This is a genomic window from Arthrobacter senegalensis, from assembly GCF_059091765.1.
In genome coordinates, this window is sequence record NZ_JBNHGZ010000004.1 from 55569 (window position 1) to 71798 (window position 16230).

At 70.5% G+C, this 16230-nt stretch carries 18 protein-coding genes; 3 read left to right on the forward strand and 15 right to left on the reverse strand.

Annotated elements, in window-relative coordinates; translation table 11 throughout:
* Window positions 1-10 precede the first annotated feature (10 nt).
* The 8 genes from AC5RVG_RS13185 to AC5RVG_RS13220 form a co-directional block, all read right to left on the reverse strand.
* A complete protein-coding gene (locus AC5RVG_RS13185) occupies window positions 11-439 on the reverse strand; it encodes a molybdenum cofactor biosynthesis protein MoaE (RefSeq protein WP_494014176.1) in 429 nt (142 codons plus the stop codon).
* Window positions 440-506: 67 nt separating this feature from the next.
* Window positions 507-998 carry a MogA/MoaB family molybdenum cofactor biosynthesis protein gene (locus AC5RVG_RS13190; RefSeq protein WP_494014177.1) on the reverse strand — a complete coding sequence of 164 codons (492 nt, stop codon included), beginning with the start codon at window positions 996-998 and terminating at the stop codon, window positions 507-509.
* On the reverse strand, window positions 995-1471 hold the full coding sequence (gene moaC, locus AC5RVG_RS13195) for a cyclic pyranopterin monophosphate synthase MoaC (protein ID WP_494014178.1): 477 nt from the start codon (window positions 1469-1471) through the stop codon (window positions 995-997). The genes AC5RVG_RS13190 and moaC overlap by 4 nt, the downstream gene beginning before the upstream one ends.
* Window positions 1468-2679, reverse strand: coding sequence for a molybdopterin molybdotransferase MoeA (locus tag AC5RVG_RS13200; RefSeq protein ID WP_494014179.1), 1212 nt, complete (start codon window positions 2677-2679; stop codon window positions 1468-1470). Before AC5RVG_RS13200 ends, moaC begins: the two co-directional genes overlap by 4 nt.
* Before the next feature lie 123 nt (window positions 2680-2802).
* Window positions 2803-3855, reverse strand: coding sequence for a sulfate/molybdate ABC transporter ATP-binding protein (locus AC5RVG_RS13205; RefSeq protein ID WP_494002414.1), 1053 nt, complete (start codon window positions 3853-3855; stop codon window positions 2803-2805).
* A complete protein-coding gene (locus AC5RVG_RS13210) occupies window positions 3852-4664 on the reverse strand; it encodes an ABC transporter permease (protein WP_494002415.1) in 813 nt (270 codons plus the stop codon). Before AC5RVG_RS13210 ends, AC5RVG_RS13205 begins: the two co-directional genes overlap by 4 nt.
* A gap of 74 nt (window positions 4665-4738) precedes the next feature.
* Window positions 4739-5404 carry a molybdate ABC transporter substrate-binding protein gene (gene modA / locus AC5RVG_RS13215; RefSeq protein ID WP_494014180.1) on the reverse strand — a complete coding sequence of 222 codons (666 nt, stop codon included), beginning with the start codon at window positions 5402-5404 and terminating at the stop codon, window positions 4739-4741.
* 136 nt (window positions 5405-5540) lie between these two features.
* Window positions 5541-5945, reverse strand: a complete 405-nt coding sequence (locus AC5RVG_RS13220; protein ID WP_494002417.1) for a TOBE domain-containing protein — start codon at window positions 5943-5945, stop codon at window positions 5541-5543.
* Between the two features lie 113 nt (window positions 5946-6058).
* Between AC5RVG_RS13220 and moaA the strand changes: the two genes are divergently transcribed.
* Together moaA and AC5RVG_RS13230 are read left to right on the forward strand one after the other, a co-directional pair.
* On the forward strand, window positions 6059-7162 hold the full coding sequence (gene moaA, locus AC5RVG_RS13225; RefSeq protein WP_494014181.1) for a GTP 3',8-cyclase MoaA: 1104 nt from the start codon (window positions 6059-6061) through the stop codon (window positions 7160-7162).
* Entirely contained in the window at window positions 7163-7507 is a 345-nt protein-coding gene (locus AC5RVG_RS13230) for a MoaD/ThiS family protein (RefSeq protein ID WP_494014182.1), read from the forward strand.
* 73 nt (window positions 7508-7580) lie between these two features.
* On the opposite strand, the gene AC5RVG_RS13235 is transcribed toward AC5RVG_RS13230, so the two are convergent.
* The 7 genes from AC5RVG_RS13235 to truB all read right to left on the reverse strand — a co-directional run bounded on the left by AC5RVG_RS13235 (window position 7581) and on the right by truB (window position 14736).
* On the reverse strand, window positions 7581-8954 hold the full coding sequence (locus tag AC5RVG_RS13235) for a M16 family metallopeptidase (RefSeq protein WP_494014183.1): 1374 nt from the start codon (window positions 8952-8954) through the stop codon (window positions 7581-7583).
* 2 nt (window positions 8955-8956) lie between these two features.
* Window positions 8957-11200 (reverse strand): polyribonucleotide nucleotidyltransferase, encoded by a 2244-nt coding sequence (locus AC5RVG_RS13240; protein ID WP_494014383.1) that lies wholly within the window; start codon window positions 11198-11200, stop codon window positions 8957-8959.
* Window positions 11201-11516: 316 nt separating this feature from the next.
* Window positions 11517-11786, reverse strand: a complete 270-nt coding sequence (gene rpsO / locus AC5RVG_RS13245) for a 30S ribosomal protein S15 (RefSeq protein WP_494002421.1) — start codon at window positions 11784-11786, stop codon at window positions 11517-11519.
* Between the two features lie 148 nt (window positions 11787-11934).
* The gene (locus tag AC5RVG_RS13250; RefSeq protein ID WP_494002536.1) at window positions 11935-12924 is read right to left on the reverse strand and encodes a bifunctional riboflavin kinase/FAD synthetase; all 990 of its coding nucleotides are present in this window, start codon (window positions 12922-12924) and stop codon (window positions 11935-11937) included.
* Window positions 12925-12986: 62 nt separating this feature from the next.
* Complete coding sequence (locus tag AC5RVG_RS13255) at window positions 12987-13460, reverse strand: hypothetical protein (RefSeq protein ID WP_494014184.1); 474 nt, start codon at window positions 13458-13460, stop codon at window positions 12987-12989.
* Window positions 13457-13825 carry a hypothetical protein gene (locus AC5RVG_RS13260; protein ID WP_494014384.1) on the reverse strand — a complete coding sequence of 123 codons (369 nt, stop codon included), beginning with the start codon at window positions 13823-13825 and terminating at the stop codon, window positions 13457-13459. The genes AC5RVG_RS13255 and AC5RVG_RS13260 overlap by 4 nt, the downstream gene beginning before the upstream one ends.
* 2 nt (window positions 13826-13827) lie before the next feature.
* Complete coding sequence (truB, locus tag AC5RVG_RS13265; protein ID WP_494014185.1) at window positions 13828-14736, reverse strand: tRNA pseudouridine(55) synthase TruB; 909 nt, start codon at window positions 14734-14736, stop codon at window positions 13828-13830.
* A 241-nt stretch (window positions 14737-14977) separates the two neighbouring features.
* On the opposite strand from truB, the gene AC5RVG_RS13270 reads away from it, so the two are divergent.
* Window positions 14978-16105: a ScyD/ScyE family protein gene (locus AC5RVG_RS13270; protein WP_494014186.1), complete on the forward strand. Its 1128-nt coding sequence runs from the start codon at window positions 14978-14980 to the stop codon at window positions 16103-16105.
* The last annotated feature ends 125 nt before the right edge of the window (window positions 16106-16230 follow it).

A 16230-nucleotide genomic window follows, 5' to 3' on the forward strand; every position in this document is an offset into this window, starting at 1 on the left:
CAGCGTATCGCTACTGCCCGATGCCGACCCATTCGGTGCTGCCATCGGCGAAGTGCTGTTCCTTCCAGACCGGCACTTCTTCCTTGATCCGGTCCACCAGCTCCGAGCAGGCGGCGAAGGCCGCGGCGCGGTGCGCCGACGCGACGGCCGCGACCAGGGCCGGATCGCCGATCGCCAGCGGGCCGGTGCGGTGCGCCACCCAGATGCGCACGCCGTCGTGGTCCGCGGCGATGCGCCCCGCGACCTCGGCGATCACGCGCTGGGCGCTGGGGTGGGCGGAGTAGGACAGCGCGGCCACGGCCTGGCCGCCGTCGTGGTTGCGGACCACGCCGCTGAAGCTGACCACGGCGCCGCACTCGGCGGAGCCCACCGCGGCGGTAGCTTCGCCCGCGTCGATCGCCTCGCCGGTTACCGCGGCGTACAGCACCGTGCTGGTCATGGTTGTCCTCTCATCGGCTGCATGCTTCCAGTATCCCTTGGCCGGCGTTGACCGGCGCGGGGCGGCGTCAGCCGGCATGGCCTGCGTCGGTGTCGCCTTCCAGCTGCGCGCAGATGTGCCCGATCAGCGGATCCAGGGCGGCCAGGCCGTCGCGCACTCCCCCGGGAGAGCCGGGCAGGTTGACCACAAAGGTGGACCCGGCGGTCCCGGCCACGCCCCGGCTCAGCGCGGCCAGCGGGGTCTTGGTCCGCCCGTACGCGCGGATGGCTTCCATCACGCCGGGCAAATCCCGTTCCAGCGCGACGGCGGTGATTTCCGGGGTGCGGTCGTCGGCGGCCAGTCCGGTGCCTCCGCTGGTGACGATCACCCGGGGCCCGGCGGCGAGCATCTTCCGCAGCGCCTGGCGGACGGGTTCGCCGTCGGCGACGATCTGGGGGACACCGGCGGCCAGGCCGTGTCCGGCCAGCCACTCGGAGATCAATGGCGCGCATTCGTCCTCGTAGGCGCCGGCCGCGGCGCGGGTGGAGGCGACGATGATGCCGGCGGTCCTGGCGCTCACAGCGCCCAGTCCCCGCTCTTGCCTCCGGATTTTGCCAGCACCTTGATGTCGGAGATGACCGCGTGCTTGTCCACGGCCTTGACCATGTCGTACAGGCTCAGTGCCGCCACCGAGGCGGAGGTCAGCGCCTCCATTTCCACGCCGGTGACCGAGCGGGTCTTCACCGTCGCCTCGATCCGCACGGATTCCGCGGCCGGGAAAAAGTCCACCGTGACCTTGCTGATCGGCAGCGGGTGGCACAGCGGGATCAGCTGCGGCGTCTGCTTGGCCGCCATGATTCCGGCGACCCGGCTGACTGCCAACGCGTCGCCCTTGGGCAGCGAACCGGCGGCCAGGAGTTCCACCACGTCGGGGCGGGTGGTCAGCACGGCCTGCGCCGTGGCTTCCCGGGTGGTTTCGTCCTTGCCGCTGACATCGACCATGTGCGCCGTGCCGTCCTCGCGGACGTGGGTCAGGCGTTCTGCTTCACTCATAGCAGCCATATTTCCACGTCCTGGCCGGCTTCGGCGCGTTCCATCCCCACGGGCAGGTGGACCAGCGCGTTGGACTGCGCCAGCGCGTGCACCAGGTGGGACCCCGCTCCGCCGACCAACTGCACCCGTCCTCGGTCGTAGCGGCCGCGCCGCACCTGGTGTTTGCCGGCCGGCGACTCCGCGGCTTCCGCCAGCGGGGCGCGCAGCACCGCCCGCGGAGCGGGGGCTCCCAGCACCGCCGTCAGCGCCGGCCGCAGGAACATCTCGAACGAGACCAGGCAGCTGACCGGGTTGCCCGGGAACGCGAGGAAGACCGCGTCGCCGATCCGGCCGGCGCCCTGCGGCCCGCCCGGCTGCATCGCCACCGAGGCGAAGGCCACCCCTTCGGGCTCGAGCGCCTGCCGGACCACTTCGAAGGCGCCCTTGGAGATCCCGCCGGAGGTCAGCACCAGGTCGGCGCCGTGGCGGCGCAGGTCCTCGTCCAGCCGGCGGCGGAACCCGGGCGCGGAGTCGGCCAGGATGCGGCTGGAGACCACCTCGCAGCCGGCCTCCCGCAGCGAGGCCGCCAGCAGGGTGTTGTTGGCATCGTAGATCTGCCCGGCCCGCAGCCGGGCGCCGGCGGCCACCACCTCGTCGCCCGTGCTCAGCAGCAGCACCCGCAGCCGCGGCCGCACGTCGGCGGAGGCCAGGCCGAGCGCGGCGAGCAGGCCCAGCTGCGGCGCCTTCAGCAACGTTCCGGCCGCCAGCGCGAGGTCGCCGGCGGCGATGTCGCTGCCGGCGGCGCGGACGAACCGGCCGGCCTCGGTTTCCGGCAGGGTTACCGTGCCTCCCTCGCCCTCGACCGGGAAAGAGTCCGGCACCGCTTCCTCGATCGGCACGACGGCGTCCGCCCCCGCGGGCAGCATCGCCCCCGTCATGATCGGCGCGGCCGCGTTCGGCGGCAGCGCCGGGGCGGCATAGCCCGCGGGAATTGCCGGGGCCACGGCGAACCCCGCCCCGCCGGTTGTCTCCGCGCTGCGGACCGCGTAGCCGTCCATCTGCGAGTTCGCGAAGGGCGGCAGGCTCATCGGCGCGGCCACGTCGGCGGCCAGCACCCGCCCGAGGGCCGACGCCAGCGCCACCGTCTCGCTCCCGGCGAGGCAGTCCCGTGCGGCGTGACGGAGCAATTCCTCGACGACGGCGCAATGCCCGGCAACGCTCTGTGCCACTGGCCCTCCTTGTCGCAGGCGGAACCGACGGCCGGGTGCCGGAGAGGGTGCCGCGTGCATGTTCTGCTGCCATCCTAGGGGACGGCCTTGGGCGGCGCCGCGGAGCTTCCCCGGACGGGGACGTCAGCGCGGGTAGATCGACACCTCGGCCGCCTTGACCACAAAGTGCACGCGTTCCCCCGGCGCCAGCGACAGGTCGGAAACCGCGGCGGGCGTGACCTCGGCGGCCAGCGCGCCGGCCCTGACCGTGACCAGGCCGCCGTGCGGCACCAGTTCGGTCACGGTGGCCGCCACGGCGTTGCGCGGGCTGCCGGCCGGCAGGTCGGGGAACAGCGCCACCGAGGCAGGACGGAACACCGCCGCCGCGGGGTCCCCGGGACGCAGCCCGGCTTCGGCTTCCCCGCTCCAGTGCGTCCCGTCGGCGCCGGCCAGTCCGGTCTCCGTGGCGGTGCCGGTGACGAAGTTCAAGCCGGTCATCCCGGCGGCGAAGGCACTGCGCGGCCGGGCAAACACCTCGCGCACCGGCCCCTGCTCGACGATCCGCCCGCCGTCCATGACCACCACCCGGTCGGCCAGCAGCAGCGCGTCCAGCGGTTCATGCGTGACGATGACGGCGCTCCGCCCCGCCAGCACCCGGCGGAGCAGCCTGCGCAGGGCCGGGGCGGCCGTGATATCCAAGGCGGACATCGGCTCGTCAAACAGCAGCAGCGAAGGGTCGGCCGCCAGCGCGCGGGCTACCGCGACGCGCTGCGCCTGGCCCCCGGACAGCTCACCCGGCCGGCGGTCGGCCAGCCCGGAGGCTTCCAGTTCCGCGAGCCAGTGCCGGGCGGCCCTGCGGGCATCGGCCCGGGAGGCTCCCCGGCTGCGCAACCCGTAGGCAACGTTGGCCTCGACGCGCAGATGCGGAAACAACAGCGGTTCCTGCGCCAGCAGGCCGACGCCGCGGGCATGGGCGGGCACCCAGCGGTCCGGCTGCGGCTGCCCGGCGCTGAACAGGACCCTGCCGTCCAGTTCCGCCCGGCCCCAGGCGGGACGGAGCAGCCCGGCAACCAGACCCAGCAGGGTCGACTTGCCGGCCCCGTTCGGGCCGAGCACGGCGACGGTTTCTCCGTCCGCGACGCTGAAGTCCGCCTCGAAGCCGCGGGACGGCAGCCGCGCGGTCAGGTCCAGGCTCATGGGACACCCGCCGCCCGGCCCGGGCCGCTCCTGCGGTGGACCAGCATCACCACCGCGACGGCGACCACCACCAACACGAGCGACAGCGCCACCGCGGCATCCGCATCGGTTTCCCGCTGCAGGTAGATCTCCAGCGGGAGCGTGCGCGTGACTCCCTGCAGGCTTCCGGCAAAAGTCAGCGTGGCCCCGAACTCGCCCAGGCACCGGGCAAAGGACAGCACCGCCCCGGAGAGCAGCCCGGGCAGCACCAGCGGCAGGGTCACCGTGCGCAGGACGCGGGACGGCCTGGCGCCCAACGTCGCCGCAACCGTTTCATACCTGGTGCCCGCCGTGCGCAGCGCACCTTCCAGGCTCAACACGAGGAACGGCAGCGCCACGAAGGACTGCGCGAGCACCACGGCCGTGGTGGAGAACGCGATCTCTATGCCGATCATCTCGAAGGTGCCGCCGAGCAGCCCGCGCCGGCCGAACGTATACAGCAGGGCCAGGCCGCCGACGACGGGCGGCAGCACCAGGGGCAACAGCACCAGCGACCGGACGACCTGCTGGCCGGGGAAACTGCTGCGCGCCAGCACCAGCGCCATCGGGACGCCCAGCACGATGCACAGGGCCGTGCTGGCGGCGGCAGTCCGCAGGCTCAGTCCCAGCGCGGCCAGCGCCGGCTCGGAGGTCACGAGCCGTGGGAACTCCGGCCAGTTCACGCGCGCGGCCATCCCGGCCAGCGGCAGCAGGACGAAGACGGCGCCGGCCGCAGCCAGCGGATACACCCAGTAGGGCACCGGGGCGCGCACCGCCGTCGTCGTCGTCATGTTCTCCCGTTCGTTCCGAAGGTTGTCCGCATCCCATCCGGGCGCCCTGGCCGGGGCCGGGCGCCGCGCTGCGCTTAGGGCGGGCCGAATCCCGCCGCCGCCAGGGCCTTCCGGCCTGCGTTCCCGGTCACGAAATCCACGAAGGCCTCGGCTGCCGCCGGGTTGTCCGCCCCCTTCAGGCCGACGATCGGGTAGGCGTTGACCGCCTGCCCGGCTTCGGGGATGGAGATGCCGCGGGCCTTGCCTCCGGCGCCCTGCACGTCCGTCGCATACACCAGGCCGGCGTCGGCCTGGCCGGAGAGCACCTTGCCCAGGACGTCGGTGACCGACTGCTCTTCGCTGACCGCCGGGATGTGCACGCCGGCGGCGCGCTGGACGGCGGCGGCCGCGGCGCCGCAGGGAACCTGGGATGCGCACAGCACGGTTTTGACCCCGGGTTCGGCCAGGTCGTCCAGCGACGAGACGCCGGCGGGGTTCGCGGCGGGCACCGCGATCTGCAGCACGTTGGTGGCAAAGACCGCCGGCGGGCCCTCGTTCAGTCCGTGGCCGGCAACCAGGTCCATGGTCGCCTGGTCGGCCGTCGCGAAAACGTCCGCCGGGGCCCCGGCCAGGATCTGGGCGGCGAGGTCGGAAGAACCCCCGCTGTTCAGGCGCACGTCCACGCCGGGGTGGCCGGCCTCGAACTCGTCGGCCAGCCCGGAGAAGACGGAGTGCAACGACGCCGCCGCGAAAACGGTCACCGTGCCCTCGGGCCCGGAACCGTCCGACCGGCCGGCCGCGCCAGCTCCCGACGGCCCCGGCGCCGCGCACGCGCTGCCGGCGAGGATACAGGCCGCGGCCGCCGCCGGGCCGGCCAGGCGCTGCCAGCGGCGCACCTCAGCTCGTCCCCGACGGCGTCTCGACGGCGACCATGGTCGCCTTAACCGAGGCCACCGCCACCGACCCCGGTTCGATGCCGAGGTCCCGCACGGCTTCGGCACTCATCAAGGACACCACCCGGTGCGGACCGCACTGCAGCTCCACCTGGGCCATCACCGCGTCCAGCCGGACATCGGTCACGATCCCCACGAAGCGGTTGCGGGCCGAGCTGCCGATCCCGGTGGGATCCTGGGGCAGGGCAGCCTGCTCCCGGGCCAGGGCGGCCAGCTCCGCGCCGTCCACGGTCGCCCGGCCGGAGGCGTCCCGGTGCTTGGCCAGCGCTCCGGCGTCGATCCAGCGGCGCAGGGTATCGTCGCTGACCCCCAGGAAGCGCGCAGCATCCGAGATGCGTATCTGCGTCATGGAAAGCAGTATAGTTCCGCAAATGCGGAACCGGACAGGTTCGGGTTGCGTCCGGTGTCGCCCCTGCCGGAACCATCCCGCATCCGCGGCCCTCCGCCGGGTACCCTCGAGGTATGAGCGTTGATCTGGGAATGCCGCAGGTTCCCGGCGGGACCGCGTCCGCCGCGGCCCCGGCGCGCCCCGCAGGGACCGGCCCGGCGCTGGTGGACCGCTTTGGCCGGGTGGCCACCGACCTGCGGATCTCGCTGACCGACAAGTGCAACCTCCGCTGCACGTATTGCATGCCGGCCGAAGGCTTGGACTGGCTGGCCAGGGAACAGGTCCTCAGCGACGACGAGGTGGTCCGGCTGGTCCGGATCGCCGTCGGGCGGCTGGGCGTGCGCGAGCTGCGCCTGACCGGCGGCGAACCCCTGGTCCGTGCCGGGCTGGTGAACATCATCGCTGCCGTCCGCAACAACCACCCCGACCTGCCCGTGTCGCTGACCACCAACGCCCTCGGGCTGGAGAAGAAGGCGGCCGCCCTGAAGGCGGCCGGCCTGACCCGGATCAACGTCTCGCTGGACTCACTGCACCCGGAGACGTTTGCGCAGCTGACCCGCCGCCCGTTCCTGGACCGGGTGCTCGCCGGCATCGAAGCCGCCGACGCGGCCGGCCTGGGCCTGCTGAAGATCAACGCGGTGCTGATGCGCGGCATCAACGACGCCGAGGCGCCCGCGCTGCTGGACTGGGCGGTGGAACGGGGCTACGAGCTGAGGTTCATCGAGCAGATGCCGCTGGACGCGGACCATGGCTGGACCCGGCAGAACATGCTGTCCGCCGCCGAGATCCGCGCCCTGTTGGAGCCGGTCTTCCTGCTCTCCCCGGACCCGCGCTCACGCGACGGCGCCCCGGCGGAACGGTGGGAGGTGCGGCGGCGGGACCGCCCCGGCGTCGTCGCCGGCACCGTGGGAATCATCGCCTCCGTAACGGAACCGTTCTGTGCCGACTGCCGCCGCACCCGGGTCACGGCCGAGGGCAAGGTGCGCTCCTGCCTGTTCTCGCACGAGGAAACTGACCTGCTGGACCTCCTGCGCTCCGGCGCGGACGACGAGGCGGTGGCGGAACGGTGGAGGCATGCGATGTGGGGCAAACCCAAGGCCCACGGTATGGATCATGCGGGTCTGGGCGGCACGGACTTCGTCCAGCCGGACCGGACCATGAGTGCGATAGGCGGATAGATGATCATCCGGTATTTCGGGGCGGCGCAGGCCGCCGCCGGCGTCGAGGAGGAATCCCTGCCGCTGCCCGACGGCAGCACGCTGGAGGCGGTGCTGCGCGAGGTCATCGCCCGGCACAGCACCGCGGCGGCGAAGGAACCGGTGCCCGCCGGTGCCGGGGCCGTCCCCTCGGCTGGGGGCGGGCGTCCGATGCCTGCCGCACCCGGCAGGCCGTCCGCTCCCTCCATGGAGTCGGTCCTCGCCCGGAGCAGTTTCCTGCGCAACGAGGTGGCGTGGAAGGACCGGCAGGCACCGCTGGCGGCAGACGACGTGATTGACATCCTGCCGCCGTTCGCCGGCGGCTGACCGCGCCCCCCTCATCCCCAAGGAGGCGGGCAGCATCCGCGCCCTCGGCCGCCCGGGCGGGCCGGGGCCGGTTCTACCGGCCGAAGTCCGCCGCCGAGTCGAAGGGGCCGACGACGGTGACCACGCGCGGCGCCGCGGCCAGCTCGCCGGCGAGCTCCCGGACCTGCCCGGCGGTCACGGCCTCGATCCGGGCAAGCGACTCGTCGATGTCCAGGAACTCCCCCGACACCAGCTCGGCCCGGCCCAGCCGCGACATCCGGGAGCCGCTGTCTTCCAGGGCCATCACGATGCCGCCGGAAAGCTGCCCGACGGCCCGGCGCAGCTCGTCGGCGGAGATGCCGTCGGCCGCCAGCCGGTCGAGTTCGGCCCCGAGCAGGTCGATGACCTGGCCGGTCTTGGCCGGCGAACAACCGGCATACATGCCGAAGTAGCCCGCATCGGCGTAGGCGCCGGAGAACGAATAGGTGGCGTAGGCCAGGCCCCGTTTCTCCCGGATCTCCTGGAAGAGCCGGGAGGACATGCCGCCGCCCAGCACGGCATTGAGCACGCTCATGACGAAGCGGCGCTCGTCGGTGGCGTTGATGGACGGGCAGCCCATGACGATGTTGGCCTGCTCGACCGGGCGGCGGTGCACGTAGGTGCCGGCGACGGGGGCGATGGCCGCGGCCGCGGTCTGCCGCCTCGGCACCGGGACCGCACCGGCCTTGAGGTGCCAGCCGGCCGACTCCAGGGCGGCGAGCACCTGCGCGCACACCGCGTCGTGGTCCAGCCCGCCGGCCGCGGTGACCACCAGCTCGTCGGGCCGGTAGTAGCGCTGGTAGTGGGCCCAGACCGAGTCGCGGGCGACCGCCTTGATCGCCTCCGGCGTCCCGCCGATCGGCCGGCCCAGGGGGTGCCCGCCGAGCACCGCCTCAACAAATTTTTCGTGGCACACGTCCGCGGGATCGTCATTGTCCATGGCGATCTCTTCGAGGATGACTCCGCGTTCCTGCTCCAGCTCCTGCGGGTCAAGGACCGCAGAGGTGATCATGTCGGCGATCACGTCGATGGCCATCGGCAGGTCCGAATCCAGGACGCGCGCGTAGTAGCACGTGCTTTCCTTGGCCGTGGCCGCATTAGATTCGCCGCCGACCTCGTCGAAGGCGGAGGCGATGTCCAGTGCCGTCCGGCGCCTGGTGCCCTTGAAGAGCAGATGCTCCAGAAAATGGGTCGAGCCGTGTTGGCCCGCGGCTTCATCCCGCGAGCCAACACCGACCCAGAATCCGATCGTCGCCGACCGCTGGCCGGGCATGGCTTCGGTCAGCACCCGCACTCCCCCGGGCAGCACCGAGCGGCGCACGATGGCGCCGCCCGGTTCGCCGTGGACCAGCGTGGGGTCCGACCCGCCGAGCTCGGTGGCGTCGGCATGCTGCATGCTGCCGACCAGCGGCAGGGCGACGACGGTCATGCTTACTCGGCCACGGCCTCTTCGGCCGACGCCTCGTCGGCTGCGGCGTCCTCGGCCACCACGGGGGCGAGGGACAGCTTGCCGCGGTCGTCGATCTTAGTGATCTCGACCTGGACCTTCTGGCCCACCGACACCACGTCGTCGACGTTGTCCACGCGCTTGCCGCCGGCCAGCTTGCGCAGCTCGGAGATGTGCAGCAGGCCGTCCTTGCCCGGGGTCAGCGACACGAAGGCACCGAAGGTGGTGGTCTTCACGACCGTGCCCAGGTAGCGCTCGCCCACCTCGGGGATCTGCGGGTTGGCGATCGCGTTGACGGCGGCGCGGGCGGCTTCGGCGGCCGCACCGTCGGTCGCGCCGATCAGCACGGTGCCGTCGTCCTCGATGGAGATGTCCGCGCCGGTGTCTTCCTGGATCTGGTTGATCATCTTGCCCTTGGGGCCGATGACCTCGCCGATCTTGTCCACCGGGATCTTGACCGAGATGATCCGCGGGGCGAATTCGCTCATCTCGTCCGGCTGGTCGATCGCGGCATTGATCACGCCGAGAATGTGAAGCCGTGCCTCGCGGGCCTGCTTCAGGGCTGCGGCCAGCACGGACGCCGGGATGCCGTCGAGCTTGGTATCGAGCTGGATGGCGGTGACGAACTCCGAGGTACCGGCGACCTTGAAGTCCATGTCGCCCATGGCGTCCTCGGCACCCAGGATGTCGGTGAGCGCCGCGTAGCGGGTTTCACCGTCGACCTGGTCGGAGACAAGTCCCATGGCGATGCCGGCGACCGGGGCCTTCAGCGGCACGCCGGCGTTGAGCAGGGACAGGGTGGAGGCGCAGACCGAGCCCATGGAGGTAGAGCCGTTGGAGCTCAGCGCCTCGGAGACCTGGCGGATGGCGTACGGGAACTCTTCACGCGACGGCAGCACCGGCACCAGGGCGCGCTCGGCCAGCGCGCCGTGGCCGATTTCGCGGCGCTTGGGCGAGCCCACGCGGCCGGTCTCACCGGTGGAGTACGGCGGGAAGTTGTAGTTGTGCATGTAGCGCTTGCGCGTCACCGGCGACAGCGAATCGATCTGCTGCTCCATCTTCAGCATGTTCAGCGTGGTGACGCCCAGGATCTGGGTTTCGCCTCGCTCGAAGATGGCCGAGCCGTGGACGCGGGGCAGGACCTCGACCTCGGCGGTCAGCTTGCGGATGTCGCTCAGCCCGCGGCCGTCGATGCGCACCTGCTCGGTGAGGATGCGCTGGCGGACAACCTTCTTGGTCACGGCGTTGAAGGCCGCGGAAACTTCCTTCTCGCGACCGGCGAATTCCGCCGTCTCGGTGCCGGCCAGCTGCGCCAGGATCTCGGCCTTGAACGCGTCTGCGGCCTCGTTGCGCTGCTGCTTGTCGCCGATCGAGAAGATTTCCGTCAGCTTGGCAGCTGCGGCGGACTCCACGGCGGCGAAGGCATCGTCCTCGTAGTCCTTGAAGATCGGGAATTCGACCGTCGGCTTGGCCGCGCGGGCGGCCAGGTCGGACTGGGCCTCGCACAGCGCCCGGATGAACGGCTTGGCGGCCTCGAGGCCCTCGGCCACGACCTCTTCGGTGGGCGCGGTGGCGCCCTCTTCCTTGATCAGGTTCCAGGCGTTGTCGGTGGCTTCGGCCTCGACCATCATGATGGCGATGTCGTTGCCGGCGGCGATGCGGCCGGCCACCACCATGCTGAACACGGCGCGCTCCAGTTCGGAGTGCTTGGGGAAGGCCACCCACTGGCCGTCCACGAGCGCCACGCGGACGCCGCCGATCGGGCCGGAGAACGGCAGGCCGCTCAGCTGGGTGGACATCGAGGAGGCGTTGATCGCGACGACGTCGTACATGACGTCGGGATTGATGGCCAACACGGTCACCACTACCTGGACCTCGTTGCGCAGCCCCTTGACGAAGGCGGGGCGCAGCGGGCGGTCCATCAGGCGGCAGGCCAGGATCGCTTCGGTGGACGGGCGGCCTTCGCGGCGGAAGAACGAGCCCGGGATGCGGCCGGCGGCGTACATCCGCTCTTCCACGTCGACGGTCAGCGGGAAGAAGTCGAAGCCTTCGCGCGGGGACTTGCCCGCCGTGGTGGCGGAGAGCAGTGCGGTGTCTTCGTCGATGTAGACCATCGCCGAGCCGGCCGCCTGCTGGGCCACGCGGCCGGTTTCGAACCGGACCACGCGCTGGCCAAACCGGCCGTTGTCGATGACAGCTTCTGAGTACTGAATTTCGGGACCCTCCAAGAGAGCCACCTCCGTTTCTTCGAGTGCGGAGGCCGTCGGTATCTGCCCAAACCTGCGAGGCCGCTTCACGGCCAGCCTGCCTGTACGCCACCCGGTCTTCGATCGAGACCTACGGGCAAACCCTTTGAGGGCGTCCCGGAAGCCACTACCGAGGACCGCGAATGCCGCGATACCGAAAGTCTCCAGTTGATGTAGTTGTCGGCCGACGGTCTCCCGGCGGCCGTGCTCCTGCCGCGCCGCAAACCGGCGCGGTAGGAAAAAGGCGGCTCTCCTGTCCCCGTGTCGCAGTGGACGGAAGAGCCGCCTCCGTCACTGACTAGCGGCGCAGGCCGAGGCGCTCGATGAGCGCACGGTAGCGCGTGATGTCGGTGTCACGCAGGTAGGTGAGCATGCGACGACGGCGGCCGACCAGTGCCATGAGGCCCCGGCGGGTGTGGTGGTCGTGCTTGTGCATCTTCAGGTGTTCCGTCAGGTCGGAGATGCGACGGGACAGAACAGCGATCTGAACCTCGGGAGAACCCGTGTCGCCCTCGTGCGTGGCGTATTCCTTGATGATTTCCTGCTTGAGCGCGGCGTCTAATGCCACAGTAACTCCTAGAAGTTGTGCCGTGAGGCCCGAGTCAGCACTTCGCTGCCGGGGGCTCCGCAGTCTCCGCCGGCCGCCAGAGGCTTGCCGGCAGCAGAGCACGGAGGGATACAGCCGCCACGGACCGCAGCCGAATCCATCGGCCAGTTTACCTGTTGCGGGCTTGGTCTGTCGAAAGCAGGCTTCGGGTACGCACCACGTCGTCGCGCATTTGGGCGATCAGGGCCTCGGGGCCGGTGTAGGCCACCATGCCGCGCAGGCGTTCCACGAACTCGACCACCACCTGCTGCCCGTAGAGATCGAAGTCGTCCGTGTCCTCCTGCGGCCGGTCGATGACGTGCGCCTCGACCCGGCGGCTGGCGCCCTCGAAGGTCGGATTCGAGCCCACCGAGATGGCGGCCGGCCACCTGGTGCCGTGCTGGTCCACCAGCCAGCCGGCGTAGACGCCGTCGCCGGGGATCATGCCCGTTGCATGCTTGGACAGGTTCGCGGTGGGAAAACCCAGTTCCCGGCCGCGGGCGTCGCCGTGCACGACTTCGCCGCGCATCCGGTGGGTGCGTCCGAGCACCTCCGCCGCCGTGGCGACATCCCCCGCGGCGAGGGCTTCCCGGACCCAGGACGACGAGTAGCGCCGGCCGCTGCCCGCGGCGCCGAGGTCCGCATCGGTTTCATATTCGTCGACGACCTCGACGGTGAAGCCGAACTGCCGGCCCAGTTCCTGCATGGTGTTCAGGTCGCCGGCGTTGTTCTTCCCGAACCGCGTGTCGTGGCCGATGACGACGGCGGTGGCGCCGAGGGTCTCCACGAAGACCTTGCGGACGAACTCCTCAGGGGTTTCGCCGGCCAGTTCCAGCGTATAGGTCATCATCAGCAGCCCGTCCAGGCCGCTGGCCTCCAGCGCCTCGACCCGGTCCTGCAGTCCCATGATCAGCTGCGGGGCGGCGTCCGGCCGGTGGACCTGGGAAGGATGCGGATCGAAAGAAATCGCCACCGCCCGCGTCCCGCGGGCGGACGCGGTCTCCACCAGGCGGCGCAGCACCTGCTGGTGGCCGCGGTGGACGCCGTCGAAATTTCCCAGTGTCACCACTGACGGACCATAGCCGCGGGGTACGTCGGCCAGGTCTTTCCAGTAGTGCACAGTAAACTCCTCGTCGATCGGGGCCTTCAGCGGGTGCGGACCCGTCGCCGGGACCCCTTCCATTATGGACGACCTCCGGGGGGCTTCGAGCCCGCCGCCGGCCGGTGCCGCCAGAGCCACCACAGGCCGATGACCGGCAGCAGCAGGGGGACGTATCCGTATCCCTTGCCGAAGCCCGACCACACCGTGTCCTGCGGAAGCAGCTGGGGATCCAGCACGCTCAGCAGCCCGACGGCCAGGACTCCCACGAGTTCGATGCTCACGGCGGCCACCGACAGCCAGTAGGAGCGGGTCCCGGACCTGGCCAGCGTAACGGTCGCCAGGATGTACACGACGGCGGCGAAGGCGGAGAGCAGGTAGGCCACCGGCGCTTCCGAGAACTTGGTCGCTATCTGATAGCCCGCCCGGGCGGTGGCGGAGAGCGCGAAGACCCCGTAGACCGCCACCAGGAGGCGCCCGGGACCGGTGGCGCGGCCGGCGGCGGCGCTCACATCCCGGGTATGCCTTGCCCGTTGTTGTTCCTGGCCGGGTTTCATACGGCGATCGCTCCGTCCCAAATTTGTTCCATTCTCACCAGCATGACGAATACCGTGATTCCTGCCGCCCCCAGCACCAGGTTGCTCCACCGGCTGCGGTCCATGATGGCCCACCAGAAGGCTGCTACCGGAACCAGCAAGGCGGTGATCAGGTAGCCCCAAAATTCCCAGGTTTCCCCGCTGACGGGCTCACCGGAAGCCTGTCTGATGATACCCGCCGCCCCGTAGACGAGCAGAAACAGCTCCACCGCGGCGACCGAGAGAATCGTGACGTCGTTGGGACCGTGTTTCAGGAGGGCGGCAACCACGCAGATGACCGCGGCAAGCAGGGTGACCACCGTGCCGGCGATGAAAAAACCGTCGATGATCACTGTGCGTCCGCCTCGTTTCCCGGTGCGAACACCAGCAGGGGCCTGGCTTGCGCATCGTTGTCTTCCAGCAGCGCCACCAGCGATCCGTCCGGGGCGAACGCCGCCGTCGCGCCGGGTGCTCCGGCGGCCGGGATGCGTCGGCCGTGTGAGACGTCGTCGGCCTCGGTGGCGCTGAGTTCCCGGACGGGGAACAGTACGCGGGCGGCCTCGTCGAGGCCCGTCATCCGGAGGTCTTCGGCCAGTTCATCCAACGTGGCTGCGTTTTCAATCCGGAACGGACCCACCCGGGTCCGGCGCAGGGCCGTCAAGTGTCCGCCGACGCCCAGCCGCTGCCCGAGATCGCGCGCCAGCGCCCGGATGTAGGTTCCCGACGAGCACTCGACGGTGACGTCCACGTCCTGCACCTTCCCGCCCCGGCCGCGCCGTATGCCGTGGACCTCGAACCGGTGGATCGTGACCGGCCGGGCGGCCAACACCACGTCCTGTCCGGAGCGCACGCGCGCGTAGGACCGCTGGCCGTTGACCTTGATGGCCGAGACGCTGCTCGGTACCTGCAGGATCTCCCCGGTCAGTTCGGCGACGCCGTCCCTGATCTGCTGTTCCGTCACGGCAGCGGCGATGGTTTCCGCCGTGACGTCGCCCTCGGCGTCGTCGGTCACCGTGGACTGGCCGAGCCGGATGGTGGCGTCATACGTCTTGGGGGCGCCGACGATGTAGGTCAGCAGCCGGGTGGCCTTATTGACGCCGACCACCAGCACGCCCGTGGCCATGGGGTCCAGGGTGCCGGCGTGGCCGACCTTCCGCGTTCCGGCCAGGCGGCGCATGCGGCCGACAACGTCGTGGCTGGTCCACCCCTGCGGCTTGTCGACGAGTATCAATCCGGAACGGAGCAGGCCAGAAGTCACGCCTTTCAGTATATGGCGTCCCGGGGAAACGGCCGGTCGGGGCTTAAAGCGTGCATCGTTGACAGCCTCCGGGGGCTGCAATATTTTGGGCACACTGCGTGCCGTGGATGCGGCCTCCGAGGGATTTCAGCAGGCCAGCGGCACAGTCGCCTCTTCGGCATCACTTGCCCTTGTTCTCCGGCCACTCCGCCGGCCTGCGAGTCGTCCGGGGTGCCCCGCGGCTCTCTTCAGGAGCTTCATCGTGAAAAAACCATCGCTGTATCTCGCCCTTCCTTTGGCGCTCGGACTTGCGTTCGGCACCGGCCTGGCACCGTCATCGGCCCACCGGGAGAGCCCGGAGCCTCCGTCGGCGACCGTGCTGGCCGAGGGGCTGCAATCGCCGCTGAGTCTTGCGGCCGGCCGGCACGGCCTGTTTGTGACACAGAACTTCGCCGGCGTCCTGAACCGGATCAAGCGCCATGGCGATCCCGAAGTCCTGTACCGCTCCGGCGGACCCCAGGTCGCGTCCGCCTCCCTCTACAGGCACACGGTCTACTTCTCCGAGGGCACCGGTGCCGGCGGCATGGACGGGCTGCCGAACGTGCAGTGGATCAAGTCGTTGGACCTGCACGACGACGAGGCCGCGCCTCAGAAGATCGCCGACGTGGCGGCCTATGAGAAGAAGCACAACCCGGACGGCCGCGTCACCTACGGCTTCCGCCATGTGAAGGACCGGCAGTGCCTGGACAAGATTCCGGAGGGGATCCCGGCCAAGTACAAGGGCAACGTCGACTCCAACGCCTATGCCACGGCCGCCAACAGAAACAGCATTTATGTCGCCGACGCCGGCGGCAACGCCATCCTGAAGGTCGACAAGCACAGCAAGCGGGTCAGCACGGTTGCGGTGCTGCCGCCGGCATCATTCCGGGTCACCGCTGCGTTGGCGGCAGGCATGGGCCTGCCGGATTGCGTGGTCGGCCAGAAGTACTACCTGGAGCCGGTGCCTACGGACGTTGAGTTTGGCCGGCACGGCTGGCTGTACGTCACCTCGCTGCCGGGCGGTCCCGAAGACGGGAGCATCGGCGCGCTCGGCCGCGTCTTCAAGGTCCATGCCCACACCGGGAAGGTCGTGCAGCTGGCGGGGGGCCTGTCCGGCGCCACCAACCTGGCGGTCAGCTCACGCGGCGACATCTACATTGCCGAGATGTTCGGCAACAAGATCTCCGTGCTGAAGAAGGGCCACGACAAGGTGCGGACGTTCTTCGAGACCACTGCCCCGGGTGCGCTGGAGATCCGCGGCGACCGGCTCTACGCCACAACGAATGCGCTCCCTGACTTCACCGGGAAGACACCTCCCGACGGCAAGGTCATTAAGATCCGGCTGCACTGATCCGCGGCTGCCGGGACCGGAAAAAGGGCGGGCCACCTGCGCACAGCAGGTGGCCCGCCCTTTGGTGCAACGGCCGTCGGGCCGTGCAGCGGTCGTTGGTCAGCGCGGCCCACGCCCGGGAGCAA